The sequence below is a fragment of the Alistipes sp. D31t1_170403_E11 genome (assembly GCF_015553985.1).
GTDB classification, from domain to species: Bacteria; Bacteroidota; Bacteroidia; order Bacteroidales; family Rikenellaceae; genus Alistipes; species Alistipes montrealensis.
In genome coordinates, this window is sequence record NZ_JADNHQ010000001.1 from 1 (window position 1) to 25,884 (window position 25,884).

Consider the following 25,884-nt stretch of genomic DNA (forward strand, 5'->3'; position numbering starts at 1 on the left):
CTTCGTTTGAGTGTAGTCGGGAACTACGGCAGAAACGCGTGTCGCATCCGAGACGATAAGCTGGGCGGCGGACGCCCCCGAGCATACGACGACGCTAAACAAAGCGGCGAGGGCGAAAATTTGGATTTTTGTGTTTTTCTTCATCTTTTTCAATATGATTTTAAAGTTCGGTTAGTCGGTTACGTCTGCCATCCGGGCAAACATCTCGGCCAGCGCAGCCTGTGAAAGCAACCACTTGCGCCCCTCGCGGCCCCGGCCGCTCCAGTCGGCGAGAAAACCCCGGCTGTCGCGGGCATGCGTCCACGCATGGTCGAGTGTCTCGCGGAAAGCATCCAGATACACCTCACGGCCGTCTTCACGGTAAAGTTCGATAAATCCGCGCAGCATCACGGCATCGAACCAGATTTTGTCACGCCGCAGGATTCGGACGGAACCGCCGCCGGGTTTGTGGAGGGGCCGGAAAAAATGGGACAGGCAGGACGCTGCCGTCTCGCGCGCTTCGGCAAGGTAGCGTTTCTTGCCGGTGATGCGGTAAAGCAGGGCGCCCGCCTGGATCATCTGGCCGCTGTTGTAGGAAAACTTGGTTTTGTTGAGCGTTCCCTTCAGCGAGATATTGTCGAAATAGAGGTTGTCGGAGGGGTCGAGAAGCCGTTTGCGCGTCCACTCGTAAAGGATGCGGCCCTGTTCGAGGTAGTGCTCTTTGCCGGTCGCCAGGTAGAGTTTCAGGGCAAAGACAGCCCCGGGGGCATTCGAGCAGGTGTTCTTCGAACCTTTTTTCTGCTCGCACCAATAGATGCCGCCACCGAGTTTGTCGTCGGTTCCGCTGGCGATAAAAAGCCAGATACGCTCCGCCTCGTCGAGAAAACGCTGCTGACGGGTTGCGGTGTAAAGGTCGGTAAAGTCGATACCGAGCCAGATATTGTCGTCGTAGAAACGGTCCGAAGCCGGGGCCGAAGCAATATAGGAGGCATAGGCGAAAGGCCGGCGGCGCACATCGCCGTATTCCCGCAGCCCGGGCAGCACCACCGAGTCGAGCAGAGGGCCGTAGGTCTCCCACCCCTGCGTTTCGACCAGCACGGCGACAGCCGAGAGCGTTCCCGAGAAGGGCCACAGGTAGGAAAACTGATTGGCGGCGGATTCCCCGGCAAGGTAGGTGGCTTTATAGGAAGCGTCGTCGGGATAGTTTTCCCGGAGTAACCGAGTCCCCGGAACCGAATAATAGGTATAGAGCGAATCGAGCGTCGCCGTGGCGCGCCGGGCATATTCGCCGCCCCGGTCCGCGGCTGCGGAGCCCGAGGCGAAAACGACGCAGAAAACGAAGGCAAGGGCCGGGCTTTTGAAGAGTGGCATAAATAAAAAACGCTTTTTTGATTTGCATACAAATTTAAACAGATTCGCCGGTCCGGAACACCAATATTTGACCAATCGACGACATATTTCCGTCAATGAAGCACCTCCAGGCCTATTTTGACTAAATCCTGCTTTTTTCTGATCAAAATATAGCGGGTAAAGAATTATTATTTCCGAAATTTGTATTCGGAAACAAGACCTTAAAACCGACCCAACTATGAAAATCCCCGTAAATACTGCGTCGCTGTGCCGGACTGCGGGCCTGATCATTCCGAGTCTGCTGTTCGCCCTGTTCACCTCGTGCGCAGGAAAAGAGACGGCCGACGACAACCTCTTCGAAAATCCCATCATCCTCAAATACGAAAATACGTCGATCTATTTCCACGAAGGATTGTACTATTACATTACCAATTCGAACGGCAACCTGGGACTCTATGCCGACGCGGACCCGACTCGGCTCGAGCAGACCGAGCCCTGCGTCGTGTGCCGGGCCAAACAGGAATACGGGCTGCTCCACATCTGGCATCCCCAGCTTGTGAACATCCGCGGAAAGTGGTATATCTACCTCAGCGCCGACGACGGCAACACGGACAACCACCAGATATACGTGTTGGAAAATCAGGAAAAGGATCCCCGCACAGGGACGTTTACGATGCGCGGACGGATCAAAACCGACCCGGACGACAATTGGGCCATCCACGCCCATGCTTTCGAATACGACGGGGAACTCTACATGATCTGGTCGGGATGGGAATCGCGCCGTGTTTACGCCGAGACGCAGGGCATCTACATCGCCAAGCTGGAAAACCCCTGGACGCAAAGCACCTCCCGGGTACGGATTTCGGTCCCCGAATACGAATGGGAACGGCAATGGGTAAACCCCAACGGGTATAAAACCGCATACCCGGTCTATGTCAACGAGGCTCCGTTCTTCTTCGGGAACGACCGCACGGACCGGCTCTACATCTACTATTCGGCCAGCGCCATGTGGACCCCCTACTACGCAATCGGCGAACTGTCGGCAGCGAAAGGCAGCGACCTGCTCAACGCCGCGTCGTGGAAAAAGAAGAGCAAACCCGTCTTCTCGATGAACGACCCTTCGTGGAAAAAAGCAGCGGAAAACCAGACTCCGGCCGCGGCGGGCGTCTATGCCCCGGGGTCCCCTTTCATCATCCCTTCGCCCGACGGAACCGAGTATTTCCTGGTTTACATGGCCCGCGATATCGTAGGAGACCCCTACCGGCCCTATTCGCGCACGGTACGCATGCAGAAAATCGGATTTTCGGCAGAGGGAACCCCGGAGTTAGGAGAACCCGAACCGATCGGCAAAGCGCTGAAAAAGCCATCAGGCGTAAAATCTACATCTAAAAAGCTTAACATAACGAACGATGAATCCAAGTAAACTAATTCTTCCGGTTTCGCTCCTGACCGCAGCGGCCGCCGAAAGTGAGCAATGTGCGGCCAAACCCAAAAAGGACGCGCGGCCCAATGTGATCGTGATCCTGGCCGACGACCTGGGTTTTTCGGACATCGGCTGCTACGGAGGTGAAATCCACACCCCGAACCTCGACCGGCTGGCATCCGAAGGCCTGCGTTTCAACAATTTCTACAATACGAGCCGTAGCTGCCCGACCCGCGCGTCGCTGCTCACGGGGCTTTACCAGCATCAGGCGGGCATCGGCCGGATGACCTTCGACGACCACCTGCCGGGATACCGCGGCACGCTGTCGAAGAACGCCGTGACCATCGCCGAGGCGCTCCGCGAAGCGGGTTATCACACGGGCATGGTCGGAAAGTGGCACATCGCCGAGACGCCCCTGCGCCCCGACCAGCGCGAATGGCTGGCCCACCATGTTTACCACGAGGAGTTCGCCGACAAAATCAACTACCCCACCCACCGCGGATTCGAAAAGTTCTACGGCACGATTTACGGCGTGGTGAACTATTTCGACCCGTTCAGCCTCGTGGAAGGCGAAGAGCCCGTACGCGAAGTCCCCGAAGGGTATTACGTGACGGACGACCTTTCGCAGAAGGCCGTCAGCTATGTGAACGAATATGCGAAGGACGACAAGCCCTTCTTCCTCTACCTCTCCTACACAGCGCCCCACTGGCCGCTGCATGCCCTGCCGGAGGACATCGAGAAGTATAAGGACACCTACAAAGTCGGCTGGGAGGCCATCCGCAACCAGCGTTACGAGCGGATCAAACAACTGGGCATCTTCCCCGGACAGGAGGATTTCCTTTCGCAGCGCCAGTTCAACGACAAATGGGAAGACAATCCCACGGCCGAATGGGACGCCCGCGCGATGGCCGTACATGCCGCGATGGTAGACCGCATGGACCAGGGCATCGGCCGGGTGCTGGAAGCGCTGGAAAAGAACGGACAGATGGACAACACGCTGATCATCTTCCTCTCCGACAACGGATGCAGCAGCGAGCAGTGCCAGAACTACTCGCCCGGTGAGAACGACCGTCCCGACATGACGCGCGACGGACGCGCCATCGTCTACCCGAAAAAGAAAGAGGTGATGCCCGGTCCCGAGACCTCCTATGCATCGCTCGGCGCCAAATGGGCCAACGTGGCCAACACGCCGTTCCGCTTCTGGAAAGCCAAGTCGTTCAACGGCGGCATCTGCACCCCCGTGATCGCCCACTGGCCCAAAGGCCTCAAGAAGAGCCTGCAAGGGAAGGTGACCGACCAGATGGGGCACGTGATGGACATCATGGCCACCTGCCTCGACCTCTCGGGCGCCGACTACCCCACTTCTTACGACGGCAACGAGATCATTCCGCTGGAAGGCAAGAGCCTCGTACCCGTGCTGCGCAAAGGCCGGCGCGAAGGACACGACTACCTGGGCTTCGAGCACTTCAACGAACGCGCGTTCATCTCGAAAGACGGCTGGAAGATCGTCCGCCAGGGCAACAAACGCCCCTGGGAGCTTTACAACCTCAGCGACGACCGCTCGGAGCAGCACAACCTCGCAGCAGAGAACCCCGCCAAGCTCCAGGAACTGGAAGCGGCCTACGAAACCTGGGCGAAGCGCTGCATGGTGGAACCTTACCCCGGACAGTTCAAAAAGAAGAAGAACCAATAAATCCATAACCCAATTCTTTTATTAATTCGTAATGAAAAAAACGATTCTGACAACCGTGGCGGCACTGAGCGTGCTGTGCACCTTTGCCCAGTGGAAACCCGCGGGCGACAAAATCAAGACGCCGTGGGCCGAAAAAATCGACCCCGCCAACGTGCTTCCCGAATACCCGCGTCCGCAGATGGTACGTTCCCGGTGGGTGAACCTCAATGGCCTGTGGGATTACGCCATCAAGCCGATCGGCGCCATGGAACCTAAAAAAATGGACGGAAAGATTCTCGTACCCTTCGCCGTCGAATCGTCGCTGTCGGGTGTACAGAAAACCGTCACCGACAAGGACGAACTGTGGTATCGTCGTACGTTCAGCGTGCCCGCCGCCTGGAAAGGCAGCAACGTGCTGCTGAACTTCGGCGCCGTGGACTGGAAAGCCGACGTATTCGTAAACGACATCCTCGTAGGCTCCCACACGGGCGGTTTCACGCCGTTCTCGCTCGACATTACGCCCTACCTGAACGCCAAGGGCGACCAGAAGCTGGTCGTACGCGTATTCGACGGAACGGACGCAGGTTACCAGCCCCGCGGCAAGCAGGTGCAGAATCCCAACGGAATCTGGTACACGCCGGTAAGCGGCATCTGGCAGACCGTGTGGATCGAGCCCGTGGCTAAGAGCCATATTTCGGGTATCAAAGCCATTCCCAACCTGGACCAGAAGAACATCGCCGTAACCGTAGCAGCCGAAAACTGCGCGACGGGCGACCTGGTGGAGGTGAAGATTCTCGACAAAGGTACGGTCGTAGCTTCGGCGACGGGATTCCCCGGCAGCCCGCTGCGCCTGGGTATCGCCGAGCCAAAACTCTGGAGCCCCGACTCGCCGTTCCTCTACGACATGGAGGTATCGCTCAAACAGGGCGGAAAAATCGTCGACAAAGTCGATTCGTACACCGCCATGCGTAAGATCGGAATCCTGCGCGACAAGGGTGGGATCGCACGCATGACGCTCAACGACAAGCCGTTGTTCCACTTCGGACCGCTCGATCAGGGCTGGTGGCCGGACGGACTTTTTACCGCACCGACGGACGAAGCGCTGCTGTTCGACATCGTGAAAACCAAAGAGTTGGGTTACAACATGATCCGCAAGCACGTGAAGGTAGAGCCGGCACGCTGGTACTACCACTGCGACCGCGAAGGTATTCTCGTATGGCAGGACATGCCCTCGGGAGACATGGGTAACAAGTGGGAAATGTACACCTACAACGGCGGCACGGACAAGGACCGTACGCAGGAGTCGAAGGACAACTTCAGCAAGGAGTGGAAAGAGATCATGGATTTCTGCATGTCCTCCCCGAGCGTCGTGGTATGGGTTCCGTTCAACGAGGCATGGGGTCAGTTCGACACCGAGCGCATCGTAAACTGGACCATGGAGTACGATCCTTCGCGCCTGGTCAACCCCGCCAGCGGCGGCAACCACCGTCCCTGCGGCCACATGCTCGACCTGCACAACTACCCGGGTCCCGCCATGAAACTCTTCGACCCGCAGCGCGTGAACGTGCTGGGCGAGTACGGCGGTATCGGCATGGCCCTCGAAGGACACCTCTGGTGGAACAAACGCAACTGGGGCTACGTGCAGTTCAAGAACTCGGACCAGGTGACGGCCGAGTATGAGAAATACGCCAAAAACCTCATCAAATACGTGCGTCTCGGCTTCTCGGGTGCGGTTTACACCCAGACGACCGACGTGGAAGGCGAAGTGAACGGCCTGTTCACCTACGACCGAAAGGTGATGAAGGTAAACCCCGAGCGAATCAAGGCTGCCAACGAAGCGGTGATCAAATCCATGCCGCTGGACATGGAGTAACCGCTCCCGGATCCTACCAAAAAAAGACATCCTCTGGAAAGAGGATGTCTTTTTTGCGTCTTACCGGAGCTATTCCTTGGTGCGGACCGGTTCGATCGGAGGCAGCGGACCGAACTCGCCGTGCGCAGCGGCCTTGATGCTGAATCCCTTGTACATCCAGTTATCGCGATACCAGGTACACGGTTTGAACTCGTCGTTCAAGCTCTCCATTTTGGCAGCCATCGCATCCCGGAGCGCAGCGAGCACCTTCGCGTATTTCTTGTCGCCGGCAACATTATGGATCATATGCGGGTCTTTCTTCCGGTCGAAAAGCAGTTCCGAACCGTCGCGCAGATAGCGGGCATAGGTATAGCGTTTATCCCGCACGGCACGCCATTCGAAGCCGTTGCGCCAAAGGTGGGTATGTCCCATTCCCTGCATAAAGGCGAAAGACGGCTCCTGTCCCTTCCCGCCGCGCACGGCGAAACTCAGGTCGTCGCCCTCCATCTCAGCCGGGATACTGTCGGAAAGTCCGACCAGGCCGAGCAGCGTAGGCGCGATGTCCGGCGTATTGAGGCAAACGTCCGTCTTGCCCGTCTTCGCCCCGGGACAGCGCATGAGGAAGGGAATGCGGCACGACTCGTCGTAGAAGATCATCTTGAACATGCGGCCCTGCGAAGTCATCATCTCGCCGTGGTCCGACGTGAAAACCACGATCGTATTGTCGGCGATGCCCAGGCTGTCGAGAAGCCCCACTACGCGTCCGAACTGCTCGTCGATGGAGTTAGCCATCGCATAGTAACAGCGCATGGCCTCGTTATACCCTTCTCCCTTGACGAAATCGTCGCGCCAACTGGCCTTGCCGTTGAAATACTCGGAGAAAAAACGGTCCATATAGGGATCGGGATTCTCGTTGAAGTTCTCCGGAAGCTTGAATTTTACGTCTTTGAATTTCTCATAGCAATGTTCGGGAACGTTCTTGCGGACCCAGGGATCGTGCGTGGGACTCCACGAGAGCATCAGCGTAAAAGGCTGTTCGTCGTCGGCATGTTCGCGGATGTAGTCGAGTGCAAGCCCGGTGAAAACATCGGGACCGTACTGTCCCTTGAGGCTGACATGCACGGATTCGCCGCCGGGACCGTCCGTATCGTAGAACGCGTTGTAATTGATGTGGTTGAACGAATAGGCCGCCCAGTATCCGTCGAATCCCATGCGCTCGGGACCGGGCTTGTAGGGCCGGCGGTGGGCGTCGTTCCAATGGACCTTGCCCACATAACCGGTCTGGTAACCCGCATCGGTAAGCACGTGCGCCAGGGTCCGGTGGTTGGGGTTGAGGTTGAGTTCGTTGATGACCATGCCCGTCGACGAAGTGTATTTGCCCGTTATGAGGCTGGCGCGGTAAGCGGCGCTCACGGGACTGACCGACACGGCGTTGGTAAAATCGAGCGACTGGCGTGCGAACCGGTCGATGTTGGGCGTCACGGCCAGTTCGTCGCCGGCATAACCCAGCACGTCGGCGCGCAACTGGTCCGCCATCATGTAGATGATGTTGGGACGCTGCTGCGCCCCGGCAGACCCTGCAAGGCCTGTCAGCGTACCTGCCCCGAGCAGGTACAGCAATCGTTTGTTCTTCATTACTTGGATTTTGAGTTTTGATCCTTATATTGCTTGGGCGTCATGCCGAACTCCTCGCGGAAGCAGGCCGAGAAGTAGCTCGAAGTCTTGAAGCCCACCTGCTCGTAGATTTCCTTGATCAGGAAGTCGCCGCTGCGGATCATCTCGGCAGCCTTGCGCAGGCGGTAGGTTTTCATATAATCGTTGGGCGATATGCCGAACAGGCTCTTGACCTTGCGGTAAAAGTTCGAACGGCTCATAAACATATTCTCGGCCAACTGCTCGATGTAGAAAGTCTCCTCGCAGAGGTGCTCCTCGATATGGGTGTTCAGCTTTTCGATAAACTCCGCGTCGCGCTTGCTGATACCCAGCGATGCCGTGTCGGCATGGCCCGTATCGGCGAGCAGCGCACGGCGGATGCGTTCGCGGTTCCGGATCAGGCTGTCGATCTGGGCCATGAGGTGCTCCGAGGAGAAGGGCTTCTCGATATAGGCGTCGGCGCCGTACTCCAGTCCGCGGACCTTGTCCTCGACCGAGGTTTTCGCCGTAAGCTGGATGATGGGGATATGGCTGTACCGAAGTTCCGACTTGACGTATTCGCACAGCTCGTAGCCATCCATTTCGGGCATCATGATGTCGCTGACGATCAGGTCGCAGTTGTTGTCGGCGAGTACTTCGAGCGCTATTTTGCCGTTGGCGGCGGTCAGCACGTCGTAACGGGCGCCGATGATCTCGGCAATCACGCTGCGCAGGTCGTCGTTATCCTCGACAACCAGTATCTTACAGGTTCCATTGTCCTCTGCGGGGGGGGGTATTTCCGCACCCGGACTGCTCTCCGGCCCCGGTTCGGACGACACCCCGGACTCTGCGGCCGCGGGATTGAGCGGAATCTCCACGGTAAACACCGCACCTCCCTGTTCGCAGTTGGAGCACACGACGCTTCCGCCGTGCTTGATGGCCAGCAGGCGCGCCAGGGGCAGTCCGATGCCGGTTCCGCCCTTGCTGTTGCCCGACTGGTAGAAGGTGTTGAAGATGCGCTCCATGTCCTCGGGAACGATACCCTGCCCGTCGTCGGAGATCGTGATGCGGAAAAGTTTGCCTTCCGAGGCGAGGGTTACGCAACAGTTGCTCCGGGCATATTTCAACGCATTGGATAACAAGTTATTCACGATTTTGGAAATCGCGTCGCGGTCGACCCGGGCCACCACGCCGGGTTCGATGGACCGTTCGATGCTGATTCCGCCGACCTCCGCAGCCGGACCGAAACGCGCACACAGGTCGTCGACCAACTCCGAGACATCGCACGTCTGCATCGACGGCGTATAGTCCGTATCTTCGGTTTTGCGCAGGTCGAGCAGTTGGTTGACCATCTCCAGCAGGTTGCTCGTATTCTTCTCCATGACATGGAGGTAGTCCCTCACTTTGGGCGGAAAATGTTCGTCTTCCTTCAGGATCGATTCCAGGGGAACCTTGATAAGCGAAAGCGGCGTCCGAATTTCGTGGGCGACGTTGGTAAAGAAGTCGATCTTCGACTGGTAGTTGATCTTCTCCTGCTGCAAGGCAAATTCGGCGAGTTTCAGGCGGTGTTTCCGGCGGACATACCAGGTTCCGTACCAGGCCAGCAGCCCCAGCAGCAACAGGTAACCGACGACAGCCACCGTCGAGCGGTAGAACGGCGGCTGGATCACGAAGGCGACGGTAGCCGTATTCTCGCTCCATACGCCGTCGTCGTTCGAACCGCGGACCTCGAAGGTGTATTTACCCGGCGAAAGGTTGGTGAAATGGGCTTCGTTGCGATCGGAATAGACCCACTCCTTGTCCTGCCCCGCAAGCCGGTAGGCATAGCGGTTCTTGGGCGAAGACTGGTAGCTCAGCGCCGCAAAGGTGAAACCGACCGAGTTCTGGTTATATTTCAGCCGGAGCTCCTTGTTCAGGTGCAACGGGCGTTTGAGCGGCGAAGAGTCCTTGCCGCCGCGGTCGATCTCCACCCACCGGTCGTTGAGCAAAAGTCCTGTCACGCAGACCGACGGAACGAATCCGTTGCGCTGCAAAGTCTCGGGCCGGAAGGCCGAATAACCGTTGATACCGCTGAAATAGAGCCGCCCGTCGCGGGCGCGCAACGAGGCGCGGTCGTTGAACTGGTTGCCGGTAAGGCCGTCGCGCACGGTCAGGTGGTAACGCACCTCCTGCGTCTCGGCATCGAGGCTGAAGATACCGTTGTTGCTCCCGATCCAGAGCGTTCCGTCGTCGCCTTCTTCCAGCGTTGCGACCGCCAACCCTTTCAGGATGCCGTCGGCAGCGTTGAACGGCACGAAATGGCGCGTCTCCCGGTTCAGCAGGAACAGTCCCGTCTCCGTTCCCAGCCACGTATTGTCGCGGCCGTCGGTCAGGATACAGACGCTGTTGGGCGTACCGCTCCGGGCGAACATGTAGTGTTTGAAGTCCCCGGTCGAAGTGTCGTACAGGAATCCGCCCTTATTGCGCGCCAGCACCCAGATCAGGCCCGGCCCGGCCTGGGCGAAGTCACAGACGGAGAGGTCGTTGCCGCCTTTGTTCACCCGCACGAAGTCGTCCAGACGCCGGTCGTACCGGGCAAATCCCCACGGTGTTCCGGCATAGACCGTTCCGGCATCGTCGCTAAAAAGCGTCTCCACGTCGTCGTCGCAAAGCGATGTTTTCACCCCCGGATCGTTCCGGTAGTTACGCACCGCCCCCGTTTTCAGGTCGCAGGCGTAAACACCCCCGGACATGGTTCCCAGCCACAGGCGGCCTCCGGCGACAAGCATCGCCCGGACGTTTTTCGTCTCGCGGCGGAACGATTCGGACCCGCCGCGGAAAGGAGCCTCATCGACACGGCCCGCGGCATCGACTTTCAGGACGCCCCGCTTGTCGATCGCAACCCACAGGCTGCCGTCGTCGTCCTCGGCAAAGGCCGTGGCGAGCGTTTTACCCCTCTCCGCGATCCGGAGCGACATGTGCTCGATGGGTTTGAGCCGGCGGGGAAGATAAGTAATACCGTTATACTGCGTAGCGACCCAGATTCCGCCCTCACGGTCGCGGTAAAGTGCATTGACCGTATGGGTGTAGTTTTCTCCGCGGGCGGTCATGTCCGTCACGGGATCGACCTGCCCCGAACCCGTATAGTAAACGAACAGTCCGTCGTCGGAGCCGATCATCAGTTCTCCGCGTGAAAGCGGCAGCAGCACCTGCGCCGAAAGGTCCCGGCGGTGCGTCCACTTAGCCGCGCTGTCGCCCGACCACGTCATTTTCGCAAGTCCGTCGGTTTCGAAACAGCCCCACAGTTCGTCGTTACTGTAACAAAGCGACCGGATAGAGGGCACATGGCCGCCCTGCTCCTTCGAATAGACGGCCAGGCGCTGTTTTCCTTCGCTGTCGAACTCCGCGACCGTCCCGTTGCGGGCGCTCACGAAAACATTCCAGTCCGGACCGCCGACCATATCGGTCACGGCATCGGCCAGGCGGCTGTTCTGTTCGAGTTCGCCGTCCTCGGGATGGTAGATGAAAAAGCCCTGGGCCTCCGTACCTATCCAGATTTTACCGTCGCCGTTCTCAAATATACGGGTGATGCGTCCTGTGATGACCACACCGTACTGGGTACGCACGCTGAAAGGGAAAAATACATCTTTACGCTCATCGTACAGATAAACGCCCTGCTCGGTTCCGACCCACAGGCGGTTCTTCCGGTCGGCACACAACGCATGGACCGACGTGTTCAGAAGCCCGTGCCGGAGATTTTCGGAATTATAAGCGCGGAATGCAATTCCGTCGAAACGGTTCAGGCCGTCCGCCGTGCCGATCCACATGAATCCCCGCTGATCCTGGGCAATGCAGCGGACCGTGTTGTGCGAAAGGCCGTTATCGGCGTTGTAGCTGACCAATGCGTAGTTCCTGGCCGCGGCGAAGCCCGCGCATCCGATCAGGAAAAAGAGCGATATGATGAATTTTTTCATACGGAGTACCACAGTAAAGGTAAAAATTTGTTTCTGAACGGACAAATTTAATGTTTTCGTATGTCCTTCGGGATGGCACAGCCCGGACATAACGAGCCGCGGGGTCGCCGCGGCTCGTATTCACCGGCCCAAAACCGGCACAACACGGGGACGGCATCCAACCATCCCGGGCTGCGAAAGCTATTTGTTCAGTTTCTTCGGGTATACCTCGTGCGTGTCGGCCCACACCTTCCATTTGGCCACGAGTTCGCTGAGAATCTCGGGATGCTCCGCGGCGACGTTGCGGCGCTCGGTGCGGTCGGCGGGAATGTTGAACAGCTCCCACTCCTTCGATTTCTCGTCCTTGACGGCCTTCCAGTCGCCGTGGCGCACGTAGCAGTTGTCGAAATGCTCGCCGAACAGGTAGTCGTGAAGCACGGTCTTCGGTTTGCGGATCGTCGGCACGAGACTCTTGCCCTCCAGCGGGTGGATGTCGTTTCCGTTGTAAGAGGCAGGATATGTCGCTCCCGAAACGTCCACGAAGGTCGCCATCAGGTCGGGCAGGAAGCTCACGTTGTTGCGAATCTGGCCGTCGAAGCGCGAGAAGCGCCCGGGCCACGAAACGATCAGCGGAACGGCAAGTCCGCCCTCGTAGGCACGCACTTTATACTTGCGCAGCGGCGTATTGCTGACCTGCGCCCACGGCAGTCCGTAGGACGGAGCCACCCAACTGTTGGGGTCGTTGATATCGGCCACCGTACCGAAACCGGTCTCGGTGTGCGGTTCGGCGCAGGCGCCGTTGTCCGAGAGGAAGACAATCAGCGTATTCTCCTTTTCGCCACTCTTCTCCACCCAGTCGAGCACGCGGCCCACGTTGTAGTCCATGCAATGAACCTGTGCAGCATAGACCGACATGCGCAGGGCGGAGTTTTTCCGCTCGGTCTCCGTCAAGTCCTCCCAATGGCGCGATTCCCACTCGGCGAGTTCCCACGTGTCGTCCACGAGGCCCAGTTCGGCCATGCGGCGGAAACGCGCTTCGCGGGTCTTCTCCCAGCCCGCATCGTACTTGCCGAGGAACTTGTCGATGTCCTCCTGCTTGGCGTGAAGCGGCCAGTGGGGTGCGTTATAGGCAAGGTAGAGGAAATAAGGCTTTCCGTCGCCCTTGTTGCTGTTGAGGAATTCGATGGCATAATCGGTGAAAGCGTCCGTGGTGTAATACGGCGCTTCCGGGGGCGGCAGCTTGGTGTTGTCGAGCGTAAGCCCGCGGCCGCCGTGCGGCCGGAGGTAGCTGCTCGCTCCGGCCAGGATGCCGTAGAAACGGTCGAAACCGCGCTGCAAGGGCCATTTCTCCTGCCCGTGCATACCCAAATGCCATTTGCCGGACATGTAGGTATGGTAGCCCGCACTTTTCAGCACCTCGGCCATCGTCACACAGTTCCGGTTGAGGTAGCCCTGGTAGGCGGCGGGCTTTTTAGGACGCGGATCGCCCGGTTTGCGTCCGGGAACAGGGTCTTCCGACATTCCGCCGATACCGGCCTGGTGCGCATAGAGTCCCGTCATCAGGCTGGCGCGCGTGGGACACGAGCGGGCCGTGGAATAGAACTGCGTATAGCGTACGCCGCTCTGCGCAAGGCGGTCGATGTTGGGCGTGGGAATCTCGCCGCCATAACATCCGACATCGGAGTAACCCATGTCGTCGACCATAATCAGGATAATGTTGGGTTGTTTCGCCGCCGTTGCGCTGCCTGCGGCGAGCGCCGCGGCCGAAGCTCCCAATGCAAAAAGGGTTTTGTTCATGATCTATAAATTTCTTTTGCCTGTTATTCCGTCTTCTCCTCGACCAGTCCGAAACTCATCTCGCACATCTGCGTAATGGAATACCCCGAAGTACCCGGCGTAATGGGCTGCAACTTGAACTGTATCTTGGTCGTCGTGTACTCCTGCTCGAAATAATAAAACTCCCAGTTGGAATTGTACAGCAGCTTGAATTCGCTGGGGACGGTGGGTTTCCAGACGCCGTCAGCATCGTCGTAGTATTGGATGTCGTAGATGTAACTCGTGAAATAGTAGTTGGCGACGTTCCAGAGTGCAAACGTATTGAACGTGACCGGCTCCTGCGAATACTCGAAGTCGTCGTCCTCGGGAGTATCTTCGCCCGGACCCGTGAAGTTCAGAATGTAGAACGGGATATGGGCCCACATCGAACCGGTCTCCGGCTGCATATGGCCGAGAAGTCCGTTCATGTTGCTGGTGTTGCCGTCGAACACGTTTTTCCAGGCCGGGTTGGCGATCGAGTTGCCGATAAACTTCGTCCCGTCTTTCTTGACGACCGTGTCGCACCGGGGATTGACCGGATCGTTATAAGCATTGTAATCCCAGGCTACGCCCCGCAGATACCAGTTGAGTTTGTCGTCGGCGTCTTCCATGTCGAATTTCAGTCGGCAGGAGGGTCGCGTGATGGTCTTGTTCGGAGTCCGTGTCTCGAACGAAGGTTCCGTAGAGCCGTCGTAGCTGGTCCAGAACTGCTCGTTCTCGCCCAGTTCACGGAACTGTTTCATATACCGGATGGCGATGGTCGAGCAGGGGAAATGCCAGCGGCGGAAGAACGGCAGCAGGTTGCGGTCGGCGTATTCGCAGGCGCTCATCACGAAGAAGTCGCAGGCAGCCTGCCCTTCGAGCAGTTCGTCGGGCTCGTATTTGAAACCGAGCTCACGGGCACGCTGGGAAAATGCTGATCGACCGCTTTGTGCACCGTCCCGAGTTCGAGTTCTACGACGTAGAGAACGATCCGTGGGAGATGAACAACCTGGCCGACAAACCCGAGCACCAGAACCGAATTCGAAAAATGAAGGCGGAACTGGTGAAATGGATGGAACAGCAGGGAGACAAAGGCGCCGCAATGGACGTAAGTTTCCCGGGGCAACCCAAGTGATGAAAAAGGCAGCGGTCGTGAAATTCACGACCGCTGCCTTATTAACCTGTTGCCGCCTACTTCAGCACCCGCTCGACATAGGCCTTATAATCCTTCACGACGGGCTCGTACTCGTCGTCCTCGTACAGCGGCGAGGAGATCAGGAAATCGGCCGACGAACGGTTGATGGCCGTCGGAACGTTGTAAAGCGTCGCCAGGCGCAGCAGCGCCTTCACGTCGACATCGTGCGGCTGGGCCGACATCGGGTCCCAGAAGAAAATCAGGGCATTGATCTTACCGTCGGCGATAAGCGATCCCAACTGCTGGTCGCCGCCCAGCGGGCCTGACTTGAGCAGCGTGATTTTCAGTTCGGGTTTCACCTCCTCTTCGTCCTCGTGTTCCTCCTTGTGGTCACGCAGGGTCTTTTCGACCATCTTGCCGGTCGTACCCGTGCATACCAGGTGGTGACGGCTCAGCTTGCGGCTGTTCCAGTCGACCCACTCCGCCAGGTCGCGTTTCATGTTATCGTGGGCAACCAGTGCCAGCACTTTCGTCTTCCTGTCCATATGAATATCTTTATCTTTGTGAAAACCTCCGGGGCTTTCGGGTTATTTTTACAGTTGCTTTACAAAGATAATACAATTTCCGACATGCGGAAAAAGCCCGTTGCGAACTTAACCGGATCGTCACAAACAAAATGTCCCGGTGAGAGCCGGGACATTGTTCGTTACTCGCTTTCCGCCGGGAGTTTGAACTCCGTAAATCCGGCCTTGACCAGCGTGTTGTACCACGCGAAGCATTTCTTGATGTCCGAAACGTGCACCCGCTCGCGGTCGTACTCGGGAAGCACCTCGGCAAATGCGGCCTTCAGGTTCTCGGGCGACTCTTTGGGGCTGATCGCCTCCTTGCCGCCCGTGTGCGCATAGATTTTGGTGAAAACGTCGGCCAGTGCAATGTCCTCGCCTTCGGTGAACATCGAAATCTCCGTAAGGGCGCTCACCTTGGCGTTCGCCGAGGCATTCATGCGCCGTCCGTCGAGCAGCGACTCGACGATCACGCCGCGCGCAGACTGCGCCACGAATTTATAAAGTCCGGGCTGGCCCGAGATGGCCAGAATTTCTTTCAGTTCCATAAATTGTTATTTCTTGTTAAAATGGGTTATTCGGGTTGCGTGCCGCCTTCCTCCTCTTCGTCCTCGGGAACCGTGTAGGAGCGAACCTGCGAATAGGCGGCCACGTTATAGAACGTAATGGCACGGACCTGGAAAGTCACCTTCCTGCCGCCTTTCTGTTTGGGAATCTTGCCGGAATAAGTGAACGAAGTGATTTCGGCCGAAGGAAATACCCGCGGCGAAGCGACCTTCACGTCCGAACTGTCGTCATCGAGCATATAAACGATGTCCACACGGCTGAATCCGTATTCGCTCGTAACGGGAACCTCCACCGTAACATCCGTATCGGACTTGATCACAGCGGGATAGAAGGAAACCGGCCCGAATTCCGCCGGGGTCGTATATTCGGGTCCCTGGCTCGAATTGCAGGCAAAGAGGCTCAATGCCGCAACGAAGGTGAAGAGGCGTGTTTTCATTTTTTATTCTTTTTTCACATGTACGTCCATCTGCGGGAACGGGAAACTGATGCCTGCTTTCGGCAGTTCCTTGTAGAATTGCTCGTTATGCTCGAAAAAGACGTTCCAGTAGTCGCCGTTCTTCACCCAGGCGCGGATGGAGAGATTCACCGAACTGTCGGCCAGCGCTGCGACCCACACCACCGGGGCAGGATCGGGCATGATGCGCGAATCAGCGGCCAGCATCGAAAGGATAGCCTTGCGGGCCGCATCCACGTCGTCGCCGTAAGAGATACCCACGGTCCAGTCCACACGGCGCAGTTCGGCAGTCGAATAGTTGTCGATGATGGCCGTGGCGATGGAGTTGTTGGGGATGTAAATCGTCTGATTGTCGGCCGTGGTGATCACCGTCGAGAAAAGTTTGATATCGCGGACCGTTCCCGACTGTCCCTGCGCCGAAATGTAGTCGCCGATGCGGTAAGGCTTCATCAGCAGGATCATCACCCCGCCGGCGAAGTTCTGGGCCGTACCGCTCAGGGCCATACCGATGGCCAGCGTAGCGGCCGACGCGACGGCGATGAGCGACGTTACGTTGACACCCAGCGTCGATACGACGATCAGGATGAGCAGCAACGTGAAAACCGCGCTGATGGTATTGCGCGTGAACGAGCGCAGCGACGTGTCGACATTGCGGTGCTGCATGGCGACATCGACCACCCGGAGGATGCGGCGCACGATCCAGCGGCCTACGAAATAGATCGCCAGCGCGATAAGTACTTTAATCACGATCCAGACAGACTCGCGCAGCAGCGACCCGACGAGTTCGCTGACATCCAGATTTACGATTCGGTTGACAGCTTCGGCGAAATGAGCCTTCTGTACGCTGTCGGGTACTATCACCGGGGCCTCAGTTGCTAAAAATGTCCACATAATTCCGTTTTTTAAGTTTATCATGCAAAAATAGCCAAAAAAAGGAGAACTTTATTAACTTTGTCTACGCTTTTTGCAGAAAGCGACGGAAAACATCACACACAACACGATGCAGAACAACGTTGAAATTATCCAGATAAACATTTCGGGCGAAGATAAACCGGGCATGACCTCGTCGCTCACCGAAATCCTTGCGCGTTACGACGCCTTCATCCTCGATATCGGACAGGCCAACATCCACCAGTCGCTGACACTCGGCATCCTGATAAAAACCACGGCCGACAAATCGGGAAGCATTATGAAAGAGTTGTTGTTCAAAGCCTCGGAACTGGGAGTCATGATCCGCTTCACGCCGATTCCCGAAGACCGCTACAACGACTGGGTAAGCCGCCAGGGCAAGAACCGCTACATCATCACCCTGCTAGGCCGCACCGTCACGGCACGCCACATCGCCCAGGTGACGAAGGTCGTAGCCGAACACGGACTGAACATCGACGCCATCAAACGCCTTACGGGCCGCATGCCCCTCTGCGAGGACGACCGGGCCGCGAAGTCGTGCATCGAACTTTCGGTGCGCGGATCGCTCACCGACCAGGAGCGCAGCACGATGCAGGAGGGATTCATGAACCTCTCGGAGATCGGCCTCGACGTGTCGTTCCAGCGGGACGACATCTACCGCCGGAGCCGCCGCCTGATCTGCTTCGACATGGATTCGACGCTGATCGAAACCGAAGTGATCGACGAACTGGCCGAGCGCGCCGGCGTGGGCGACAAGGTACGCGAGATCACGGCCAGCGCCATGCGCGGCGAAATCGACTTCCGGGAGAGTTTTGCACAAAGGGTCGCCCTGCTGAAGGGGCTCGATGTCTCCGTTATGGAGGAGATTGCCCGCAGCCTGCCGATCACCGAAGGGCTGGAGCGCATGATGACCATCCTCAAACGCGTGGGCTACAAAACAGCGATCCTCTCGGGCGGATTCACCTATTTCGGCAACTACCTCCGGCAGAAATACGGCTTCGACTACGTCTATGCCAACGAACTGGAGATCGAAGACGGACGTCTCACGGGCCGCTACGTCGGCGAAGTGGTCGACGGACGCCGCAAGGCCGAATTGCTGCGGCTGCTGTGCCAGTTCGAGGAGATCAACATCGCACAGTCGGTCGCCGTCGGCGACGGCGCCAACGACCTGCCGATGCTCAACCTCGCGGGTCTCGGCATCGCCTTCCACGCCAAGCCCAAGGTGAAAGCCACGGCCCGGCAGTCGATCTCGACCATCGGACTGGACGGCATCCTCTATTTCCTGGGGCTGAAAGATTCGCGCATCGAGCAGTAATGCGACCGCTGACGACGATCTGCGCCGCCGCGCTCCTGCTGGCCGGATGCTACGACTCCCGCTTCGGGGAGCCGAACGGCGGCGGACGGGATCAGGTTGCAACGGAGACCATCGCCCAGTTGCGCGCCCGCTACGCGGGAACTCCCTTTACCATTACGAGCGGCATCGTCGTCACCGGAACGGTTACGAGCAACGATCTCGCGGAAAATTTCTACCGCACGCTCTGCATCGAAGATGCTGAAGCGGGACTTGAGGTGATGGCCGGTATCGACCACCTGCACAACGACTTCCCGACAGGATGCCGTGTAATTTTGTACCTGGAGGGGTTGACCCTTGCCGAAAGCCGCGGCGTATTGCAGGTCGGCCGGCCGCCCGCCGCAGGAAGCGGCTACGCGACGGATTACCTCGGCTCCCGGGCAGCCCTGTCGGCCGTATTGGTCCGCAATGGCGAAACACTGCTCGCCGCGACTCCCGCCCTGCTCACCCTGCCTGCTCTTTCGCAGGGACAGTGCGGCACGCTGGTGCGCATCGACGGCCTGCGCTACACGCCCGAAGACCTTTCGCCTGCAACATGGGCCGGATACAAACGGTTCACCGACACGAACGGAAACACCGTCTACACTTACGTTCGCCCATATGCCCGATTCGCCGATGCGGAAGTACCTGCCGCGACACTCTCACTGACGGGAATCCTCCAGTACGATGCGGCGGGCGACGGGCGTTACATACTCAAACTCCGCGATGAAAACGACTGCCTGTATTAGCCTGCTGTTGCTGCTGCCGGGCGGATGCGACAAGGCGACCAAACCCGAATATGTGGTCTGCCCTCCGGAATCGGAGTACTCGATCTCCTATCTCAAATCGCTTTGCGACGGGAAAAGCAGCGTCGCAATCACGCAGGACATCACCGTCTACGGATTCGTCACGGCCAACGACCTCTACGGGGAATATGACCGGATGATCGTCGTCGAAGACGGCTCGGACGGCATTGCAATCGCCATCGACCACACGCCGCTGGCCGACCTGTTTCCGTTCGGATACATTGCGACCGTACGCTGCAACGGGCTGACGCTATACGATTACGGCGGAAAAATACTGTTGGGAACCGCGCCCGGCGACGACGGCATAGGGCGCATTCCGCGCGACGAACTGGCGCGTTACATCCACGCCGACCCTCCTGCCGGCGAAGCGCGTCCCGTGGAGCGCCTCACATTCGACGCCGTTTCGGCCCGGCACATCGACACCCGCGTCTGCTTCGAAGGGGTGCATTTCACCGAGGCGGGAAGTTGGTGCGACACCGATCCGGAAACCCACCGCACCGTCACCACCGAACGGCAGATCGCCGACGCACAGGGCCGCACCTTCACCGTGCGGACCGCCGGAACCTGTACCTACGCAAAAGAACCCGTACCGCAGGGTACAGGCTCCTTGTATGGAATTATCGACTATTTCGCCGGAAAATACACGTTGCGCGTCACCAACCGCGAAGCATTTTTCGCTACCGCTGCAACGCCTCCCACAGCATGTCTTTGAGCTGCTGAATATTCAGCCCCGACACCGATGATATGAAGACCGACGGCACGCCCTCGGGCAGATGGCCGCGCATCTCGGCGATCAGCCCTTCGTCGAGCATGTCGCATTTGGTAATAGCCAGCAGGCGCTCCTTGTCCAACAATTCGGGATTGTACTGCGTCAGTTCGCCCAGCAGGATGTCGTAGTCGCGGCGGATGTCGTCGCTGTCGGCCGGAATCATGAACAGCAGTACCGAATTGCGCTCGATATGGCGCAGGAAACGGGTTCCGAGGCCGCGGCCTTCGTGCGCGCCCTCGATGATGCCCGGGATGTCGGCCATGACGAACGATTTATGGTCGCGGACCTCGACGATGCCGAGGTTGGGCTCCAGCGTCGTAAAGGCGTAGTTGGCGATCTTGGGCTTCGCGGCCGAAACGACCGAAAGAAGCGTCGACTTGCCCGCATTGGGGAAACCCACCAGCCCCACGTCGGCCAGCACCTTCAGTTCGAGGATGAACGTGCCTTCCTCGCCATCCTCGCCCGGCTGGGCGTAACGCGGCGTCTGGTTCGTGGCGCTCTTGAAATGCCAGTTGCCCAGACCGCCCCGGCCGCCCTTGAGCAGCACGAGTTGCTCGCCGTCGGCAGTCACCTCGCCTACGACTTCGGTCGTCGTCGTTCCGTCCTCGTTTTCACAGATACGGTTAGCGACCGTACCCAGCGGAACGGGGATCACGATGTCTTTGGCATCCTTGCCCGACGAACGGGCTCCGGAACCGTGTTCGCCGTCTTCGGCGAACTGGTGACGCTGGTACTTGAGGTGGATGAGCGTCCAATACTGCTTGTCGCCCTGGAGAACAATACTGCCGCCCTTGCCGCCGTCACCGCCGTCGGGACCGCCGAACGCCACGAATTTCTCGCGGCGGAAATGCATCGAGCCGCCTCCGCCATGCCCCGAACGGGCAAATATTTTTACGTAATCTACGAAGTTCGATCCTGCCATGTTTATTCATCGTTTTTGCGCTGCCAACTCTCCTTATCGCCGCCTTCGGCGTCGTATACTAGTCGTAACCCTACCCCAAACGCCTCCCTCGGAAGGTACTTATCGCTTGCGATGGGAATGCAGCACTGTAATTAGGACTGCAAAGATAGTACAAAAAAAGCAGACCGCGAAAAGCAGTCTGCAATAACCCGTTATTTCAGAGGACCGTTATACGTTCGCGGCGACATAGTCTCCCACCTCCGAGGTCGAACAGGCCTTTTCGCCCGACGCCACAAGGTCCTCGGTGACGACGCCTTCGGCCAACGCCCTGTCGACGGCACGCCGCACGGCCTTGCCTTCGGCATCGAGGCCCAGGTGTTCCAGCAGCATCGCAGCCGAGAGGATCGTAGCCATCGGATTGGCGATATTCTTCCCGGCGGCCTGCGGATAAGAGCCGTGGATCGGCTCGAAAAGGGCCACCTCGGCGCCGACGCTCGCCGAAGAGAGCATCCCCAGCGATCCGCTGATGACGCTGGCTTCGTCGGTCAGGATGTCGCCGAACATGTTTTCGGTGACGATCACGTCGAAATAAGCCGGCTGGCGGATAATCTGCATGGCGGCGTTGTCCACAAACATGAAGTCCACCGCCACATCGGGGTATTCCCTGGCAATCCGCTGGGCCGTTTCACGCCACAGGCGCGAGGTTTCCAGCACGTTGGCCTTGTCCACGACGGTCAGCTTCCGGCGGCGCGACACGGCCAGCCGGAACGCCACGTGCAGCACCCGTTCGATCTCCCCGACGGTATAGGTGCAGGTATCGAAGGCGCGTGTGCCCTCCTGGTCACGGCCCTGCGGGCGACCGAAATAGATGCCGCCCGTCAGTTCGCGCACGCAGATGAAATCCGTACCGCGAACCACCTCCGCCCTGAGCGGCGAACGGTCGGCCAGCGCGTCGAACAGCGCCACGGGGCGCAGGTTGGCAAACAGCCCCAGCGACTTGCGCATCCGGAGCAAACCCTGCTCGGGACGCACCTTCGCAGTGGGATCGTTGTCATATTTGGGGTCGCCGATGGCTCCGAACAGCACGGCGTCCGCCGCAAGGCAGACGGCATGCGTCTCGTCGGGATAGGGGTCGCCCGTGGCGTCGATGGCCGCAGCGCCCACCAGCGCGGGCTGATACGTGATTTTATGTCCGAACCGGGCCGCCACACGGTCCAGGACCTTGGTAGCCTCGGCGATGATTTCGGGACCGATGCCGTCACCGGCTAAAAGAGCTATTTTAACATCCATTGTCGTTATAGTTTATTTCAATGATATTCAACATTTTGACAGTCGCCTTGATGGCGGCCTCCGTCTGGTCGGCGTCCAGTCCTCGGGTCTTGAATTCGCGCCCGTCCATCTCCCAGGTGATGATCGTCTGCACGAAGGCGTCGGTACGGCCTCCCGGCGGGATCGAAACGGTATAGTCGCGCAGCATCGGAAACTCGCGTTCGAGCTGATGCTTGTAGATTTGCCGCAGGGCCCGCATGAAGGCGTCGTACTGGCCGTCGCCCGCCGAGGTCTGCTCGTATTCCCGGCCGTGGATTTCGATCCGAAGCGTCGCGACGGGATGCAGTCCCTGCGCAAGCGAAAGGCTGTAATTGAGAATCCGGACCGGATTTTCGACCTGGTCGTAGCGCAGCACGTCGGCAATGATGTAGGGAAGATCCTCGGCTGTCACCTGCTCCTTCTTGTCGCTCAGTTCGACCACCCGCTCGGTCACCTTGCGCATGGCCGCCTCGTCGAGGTCGATGCCCAGGGCTTCGAGGTTCTTCAGGATATTGGCCTTGCCCGAAGTCTTGCCCAGGGCGTATTCGCGGACCCGCCCGAAACGTTCGGGCAGCAATTCGTTGAAGTAGAGGTTATTCTTATTGTCGCCGTCGGCATGAATACCCGCGCACTGCGTGAAGACGCTCGCGCCGACGATCGGGCGGTTTGCGGGAATACGGATGCCCGTATAAGTCTCGACCGTCCGGCTGGCGCGGTTGATCTTCGTCTCGTCGATGCCCGTCGTACGGCCCAGCCGGTCGTGCAGCACGGCCACGGTGCTCGACAGCGGCGCATTGCCGGCACGCTCGCCCAGCCCGTTGACGGTGACGTGGACGCCGTGGAAGCCGGCCTTCACGGCGGCAGCCGTATTGGCCACGGCGAGGTCGTAGTCGTTGTGGGCATGGAAATCGAAATGCAACGCCGGATAGCGCTGCACCAAATCGCGGCAAAAACGTTCGGTGTCGTAGGGATCGAGGACGCCCAGCGTATCGGGGCACATGAAACGGCAGACCGGGGTGTCGGCCAGGCCGTCGAGCATCGCATAGACGTAACCGGGCGAATGACGCATGCCGTTCGACCAGTCTTCGAGGTAGAGGTTCACCTTCATCCCGCGTTCGACAGCCATGCCGATCGTGGCCCGTACGTCGTCGAGATGCTGCTGCGGGGTGCGGCGCAACTGGCCGAGGCAATGTTTCTCCGAACCTTTGGCCAGCAGGTTGACCACACGGCATCCGGCATCCCCGAGCCAATCGAGCGACAGCCCGCCGTCGATGAACCCCAGCGCCTCCACGCGGTCGGTATAGCCCTTGTCGGCGGCCCAGTCGGCAATGGTGCGCACGGCCTGCTGTTCGCCCTGCGAGACCCGTGCCGAAGCGATTTCGATACGGCTGACGCGCAGTTCCTCCAGCAACAGCCGGGCGATGGAGAGTTTTTCACGGGCGTTGAAGGAAACGCCCGAGGTTTGCTCGCCGTCGCGCAGCGTGGTATCCATTATTTCAACCGGGAGAAGCATCGGCACAGCCTATTTGCGTGCGGCTTCGAAGGCCCCGATCTGGTCTGCGATACTGCGCAGGTAGTCCACGTCGTCGTAACCGTTCTCGAGACAGCGCTTTTTGTAGGCGTCGATCTCGAACCCTTCGCTGCGACCGTTCGAAGCGATCGTCAGGGTTTGGCGGTCCAGGTCGACAGTGAACTGCGCCGCCGGATTACGGCGGATTTCGTCGAAAACAGCCTTGAGGAACTCCTCGCTGACACGGATAGGCAGCAACCCGGTATTCAGGGCGTTGTTGCGGAAGATGTCGGCGAAGAAACTCGACACCACGACACGGAATCCATAGTCGGCGATGGCCCAGGCAGCGTGCTCGCGCGAACTGCCGCAACCGAAATTGCGCCCTGCTACGAGGATTTTGCCTTCGTAGCGCGAATCGTTGAGCGGGAATGCGGCGATGGGCTGCCCCGCAGCGTCGTAACGCCAGTCGCGGAAGAGGTTGTCGCCGAATCCTTTGCGCTCGGTGGCTTTCAGGAAGCGCGCCGGAATGATCTGGTCGGTATCTATATTTTCCACCTCGACGGGAACAGCCCCCGAGGTAAAAGTTACGAATTTGGGAATTGCCATAGTCTTACTGGTTTAGAATCCGAATACTTCGCGCGGATCGGCGATTTCGCCCATTACCGCGGCGGCGGCCGCAACGGCCACACCCGACAACATCGTGCGGGCCCCGGGACCCTGGCGGCCCTCGAAATTGCGGTTCGAGGTCGAAACGCTGTATTTGCCGGCAGGGATCTTGTCGGCATTCATCGCCAGGCACGCCGAACAGCCCGGCTGGCGCAGTTCGAATCCCGCAGCAGCGAGAATCCGATCCAACCCTTCGGCCTTGGCGGCGGCTTCGACGCCCTTCGAACCGGGAACGATCCACGCGATTACGTTATCGGCCTTGCGGCGGCCTTCGACCAATCTGGCGAAGCGGCGCAGGTCCTCGATGCGCCCGTTGGTGCAACTGCCGACGAATACGTAATCGACCTTTTTACCCAGCATCTTCTCTCCGGCCTTAAAGTCCATGTATTCCAGGGCCTTGGGATCGGCGTCGGCGGGAATCGCCGCATCGACGGCCATACCCATGCCGGGATTGGTCCCGTAGGTAATCATCGGAGCGATGTCTGCGGCATCGAAGCGGTATTCCTTATCGAAAACGGCGTCGGAATCGCTGTATAGTTTCCGCCAGCGGGCCACAGCCTCGTCGTAAGCGGCTCCCTGCGGCGCACGTTCGCGGCCGCGGAGGTATTCGAAGGTCTTTTCGTCGGGAGCGATCATGCCGCCGCGCGCACCGCATTCGATGCTCATGTTGCAGACCGTCATGCGGCCCTCCATCGAAAGCGAACGGATCGTGCTGCCGGCGAACTCGATAAAATAGCCCGTGCCGCCCGAAGCGGTGAGTTTCGAGATGATGTACAGGATAACGTCCTTGGCCTCGACGCCCGGGCGCAGCGCGCCGTCGACCACAATACGCATCGAGCGGGGTTTGGTCTGGAGGATGCACTGGCTGGCGAAGACCATTTCGACCTCCGAAGTTCCCACGCCGAACGCCACGGCGCCCAAAGCTCCGTGGGTCGAAGTATGACTGTCGCCGCAGACGATGGTCATGCCCGGCTGCGTAAAGCCCAGCTCCGGACCGATGATGTGCACGATGCCCTGCTGCGGGTTGCCCACGCCGAAGTGCTCGATACCGTGCCGGGCGCAGTTCTCGGCCAGAGCCTCGACCTGACGCCGCGATTCGGGCTCCCCGATGGGAAGGTGCTGGTCGACGGTCGGGATGTTATGGTCGGCCGTAGCCGTGATCTGCGACGGGCGTGCGACGCCGATTCCGCGGCGTTCGATGCCTGCAAAGGCCACGGGCGAAGTCACCTCGTGAATATACTGCCGGTCGATGTAAAGCACGCAGCGGCCGCCGTCCTCGACACGCACCGTGTGCGCATCCCATATTTTGTCCAAAAGCGTTCGTCCCAT

21 protein-coding genes are annotated in these 25,884 nt (G+C 58.9%); 7 read left to right on the plus strand and 14 right to left on the minus strand.

The annotated features are described in order from the left end of the window. Positions 1–171: 171 nt before the first annotated feature. Positions 172–1,350 carry a glycoside hydrolase family 76 protein gene (locus I2E69_RS00005; RefSeq protein WP_195458109.1) on the minus strand — a complete coding sequence of 393 codons (1,179 nt, stop codon included), beginning with the start codon at positions 1,348–1,350 and terminating at the stop codon, positions 172–174. Positions 1,351–1,567: 217 nt separating this feature from the next. On the opposite strand from I2E69_RS00005, the gene I2E69_RS00010 reads away from it, so the two are divergent. Genes I2E69_RS00010 through I2E69_RS00020 form a run of 3 tightly spaced genes read left to right on the plus strand, consistent with a single transcriptional unit; the run spans position 1,568 to position 6,297 of the window. Further along, positions 1,568–2,752, plus strand: coding sequence for a family 43 glycosylhydrolase (locus tag I2E69_RS00010; protein WP_195458110.1), 1,185 nt, complete (start codon positions 1,568–1,570; stop codon positions 2,750–2,752). After that, positions 2,739–4,445 carry an arylsulfatase gene (locus tag I2E69_RS00015; protein WP_195458111.1) on the plus strand — a complete coding sequence of 569 codons (1,707 nt, stop codon included), beginning with the start codon at positions 2,739–2,741 and terminating at the stop codon, positions 4,443–4,445. The genes I2E69_RS00010 and I2E69_RS00015 overlap by 14 nt, the downstream gene beginning before the upstream one ends. Positions 4,446–4,476: 31 nt before the next feature. Beyond that, positions 4,477–6,297, plus strand: coding sequence for a glycoside hydrolase family 2 protein (locus I2E69_RS00020; RefSeq protein ID WP_195458112.1), 1,821 nt, complete (start codon positions 4,477–4,479; stop codon positions 6,295–6,297). Positions 6,298–6,366: 69 nt separating this feature from the next. On the opposite strand, the gene I2E69_RS00025 is transcribed toward I2E69_RS00020, so the two are convergent. From I2E69_RS00025 to I2E69_RS00040, 4 genes are all read right to left on the minus strand, one after another. Beyond that, a complete protein-coding gene (locus I2E69_RS00025; RefSeq protein ID WP_195458113.1) occupies positions 6,367–7,911 on the minus strand; it encodes a sulfatase in 1,545 nt (514 codons plus the stop codon). Next, complete coding sequence (locus I2E69_RS00030; RefSeq protein WP_195458114.1) at positions 7,911–11,861, minus strand: hybrid sensor histidine kinase/response regulator transcription factor; 3,951 nt, start codon at positions 11,859–11,861, stop codon at positions 7,911–7,913. The genes I2E69_RS00025 and I2E69_RS00030 overlap by 1 nt, the downstream gene beginning before the upstream one ends. Positions 11,862–12,041: 180 nt before the next feature. Continuing rightward, entirely contained in the window at positions 12,042–13,637 is a 1,596-nt protein-coding gene (locus I2E69_RS00035; RefSeq protein WP_195458115.1) for an arylsulfatase, read from the minus strand. Between the two features lie 23 nt (positions 13,638–13,660). Then, positions 13,661–14,485 carry a hypothetical protein gene (locus I2E69_RS00040; protein ID WP_195458116.1) on the minus strand — a complete coding sequence of 275 codons (825 nt, stop codon included), beginning with the start codon at positions 14,483–14,485 and terminating at the stop codon, positions 13,661–13,663. An 83-nt stretch (positions 14,486–14,568) separates the two neighbouring features. Here I2E69_RS00040 and I2E69_RS00045 point away from each other — a divergent pair, with 83 nt between their 5' ends. Further along, positions 14,569–14,772, plus strand: coding sequence for a sulfatase/phosphatase domain-containing protein (locus I2E69_RS00045; protein ID WP_229095286.1), 204 nt, complete (start codon positions 14,569–14,571; stop codon positions 14,770–14,772). A 56-nt stretch (positions 14,773–14,828) separates the two neighbouring features. Here I2E69_RS00045 and I2E69_RS00050 read toward each other — a convergent pair whose 3' ends face one another. The 4 genes from I2E69_RS00050 to I2E69_RS00065 form a co-directional block, all read right to left on the minus strand. Beyond that, positions 14,829–15,317, minus strand: a complete 489-nt coding sequence (locus I2E69_RS00050; RefSeq protein WP_195458117.1) for a methylglyoxal synthase — start codon at positions 15,315–15,317, stop codon at positions 14,829–14,831. Between the two features lie 161 nt (positions 15,318–15,478). Then, entirely contained in the window at positions 15,479–15,883 is a 405-nt protein-coding gene (locus tag I2E69_RS00055) for a DUF5606 domain-containing protein (protein WP_195458118.1), read from the minus strand. Positions 15,884–15,909: 26 nt separating this feature from the next. Continuing rightward, positions 15,910–16,338, minus strand: a complete 429-nt coding sequence (locus tag I2E69_RS00060) for a hypothetical protein (RefSeq protein ID WP_195458119.1) — start codon at positions 16,336–16,338, stop codon at positions 15,910–15,912. A 3-nt stretch (positions 16,339–16,341) separates the two neighbouring features. Further along, positions 16,342–17,247: a mechanosensitive ion channel family protein gene (locus I2E69_RS00065; protein WP_195458120.1), complete on the minus strand. Its 906-nt coding sequence runs from the start codon at positions 17,245–17,247 to the stop codon at positions 16,342–16,344. Positions 17,248–17,356: 109 nt separating this feature from the next. Between I2E69_RS00065 and serB the strand changes: the two genes are divergently transcribed. Genes serB through I2E69_RS00080 form a run of 3 tightly spaced genes read left to right on the plus strand, consistent with a single transcriptional unit; the run spans position 17,357 to position 20,113 of the window. Next, positions 17,357–18,580, plus strand: coding sequence for a phosphoserine phosphatase SerB (gene serB / locus I2E69_RS00070; protein ID WP_195458121.1), 1,224 nt, complete (start codon positions 17,357–17,359; stop codon positions 18,578–18,580). Beyond that, on the plus strand, positions 18,580–19,344 hold the full coding sequence (locus I2E69_RS00075) for a DUF5689 domain-containing protein (RefSeq protein ID WP_195458122.1): 765 nt from the start codon (positions 18,580–18,582) through the stop codon (positions 19,342–19,344). The genes serB and I2E69_RS00075 overlap by 1 nt, the downstream gene beginning before the upstream one ends. Then, positions 19,322–20,113 carry a DUF5689 domain-containing protein gene (locus tag I2E69_RS00080; protein WP_195458123.1) on the plus strand — a complete coding sequence of 264 codons (792 nt, stop codon included), beginning with the start codon at positions 19,322–19,324 and terminating at the stop codon, positions 20,111–20,113. The genes I2E69_RS00075 and I2E69_RS00080 overlap by 23 nt, the downstream gene beginning before the upstream one ends. On the opposite strand, the gene obgE is transcribed toward I2E69_RS00080, so the two are convergent. From obgE to leuC, 5 genes are all read right to left on the minus strand, one after another. After that, positions 20,079–21,092, minus strand: a complete 1,014-nt coding sequence (obgE, locus tag I2E69_RS00085) for a GTPase ObgE (RefSeq protein WP_195458124.1) — start codon at positions 21,090–21,092, stop codon at positions 20,079–20,081. The genes I2E69_RS00080 and obgE overlap by 35 nt on opposite strands. A gap of 207 nt (positions 21,093–21,299) precedes the next feature. Next, positions 21,300–22,361: a 3-isopropylmalate dehydrogenase gene (gene leuB / locus I2E69_RS00090; RefSeq protein ID WP_195458125.1), complete on the minus strand. Its 1,062-nt coding sequence runs from the start codon at positions 22,359–22,361 to the stop codon at positions 21,300–21,302. Then, positions 22,351–23,871, minus strand: a complete 1,521-nt coding sequence (locus I2E69_RS00095; RefSeq protein ID WP_410489077.1) for an alpha-isopropylmalate synthase regulatory domain-containing protein — start codon at positions 23,869–23,871, stop codon at positions 22,351–22,353. Before I2E69_RS00095 ends, leuB begins: the two co-directional genes overlap by 11 nt. A 30-nt stretch (positions 23,872–23,901) precedes the next feature. After that, the gene (gene leuD, locus I2E69_RS00100) at positions 23,902–24,495 is read right to left on the minus strand and encodes a 3-isopropylmalate dehydratase small subunit (protein ID WP_195458127.1); all 594 of its coding nucleotides are present in this window, start codon (positions 24,493–24,495) and stop codon (positions 23,902–23,904) included. 12 nt (positions 24,496–24,507) lie between these two features. Beyond that, positions 24,508–25,884 carry a 3-isopropylmalate dehydratase large subunit gene (gene leuC, locus I2E69_RS00105; RefSeq protein WP_195458128.1) on the minus strand — a complete coding sequence of 459 codons (1,377 nt, stop codon included), beginning with the start codon at positions 25,882–25,884 and terminating at the stop codon, positions 24,508–24,510.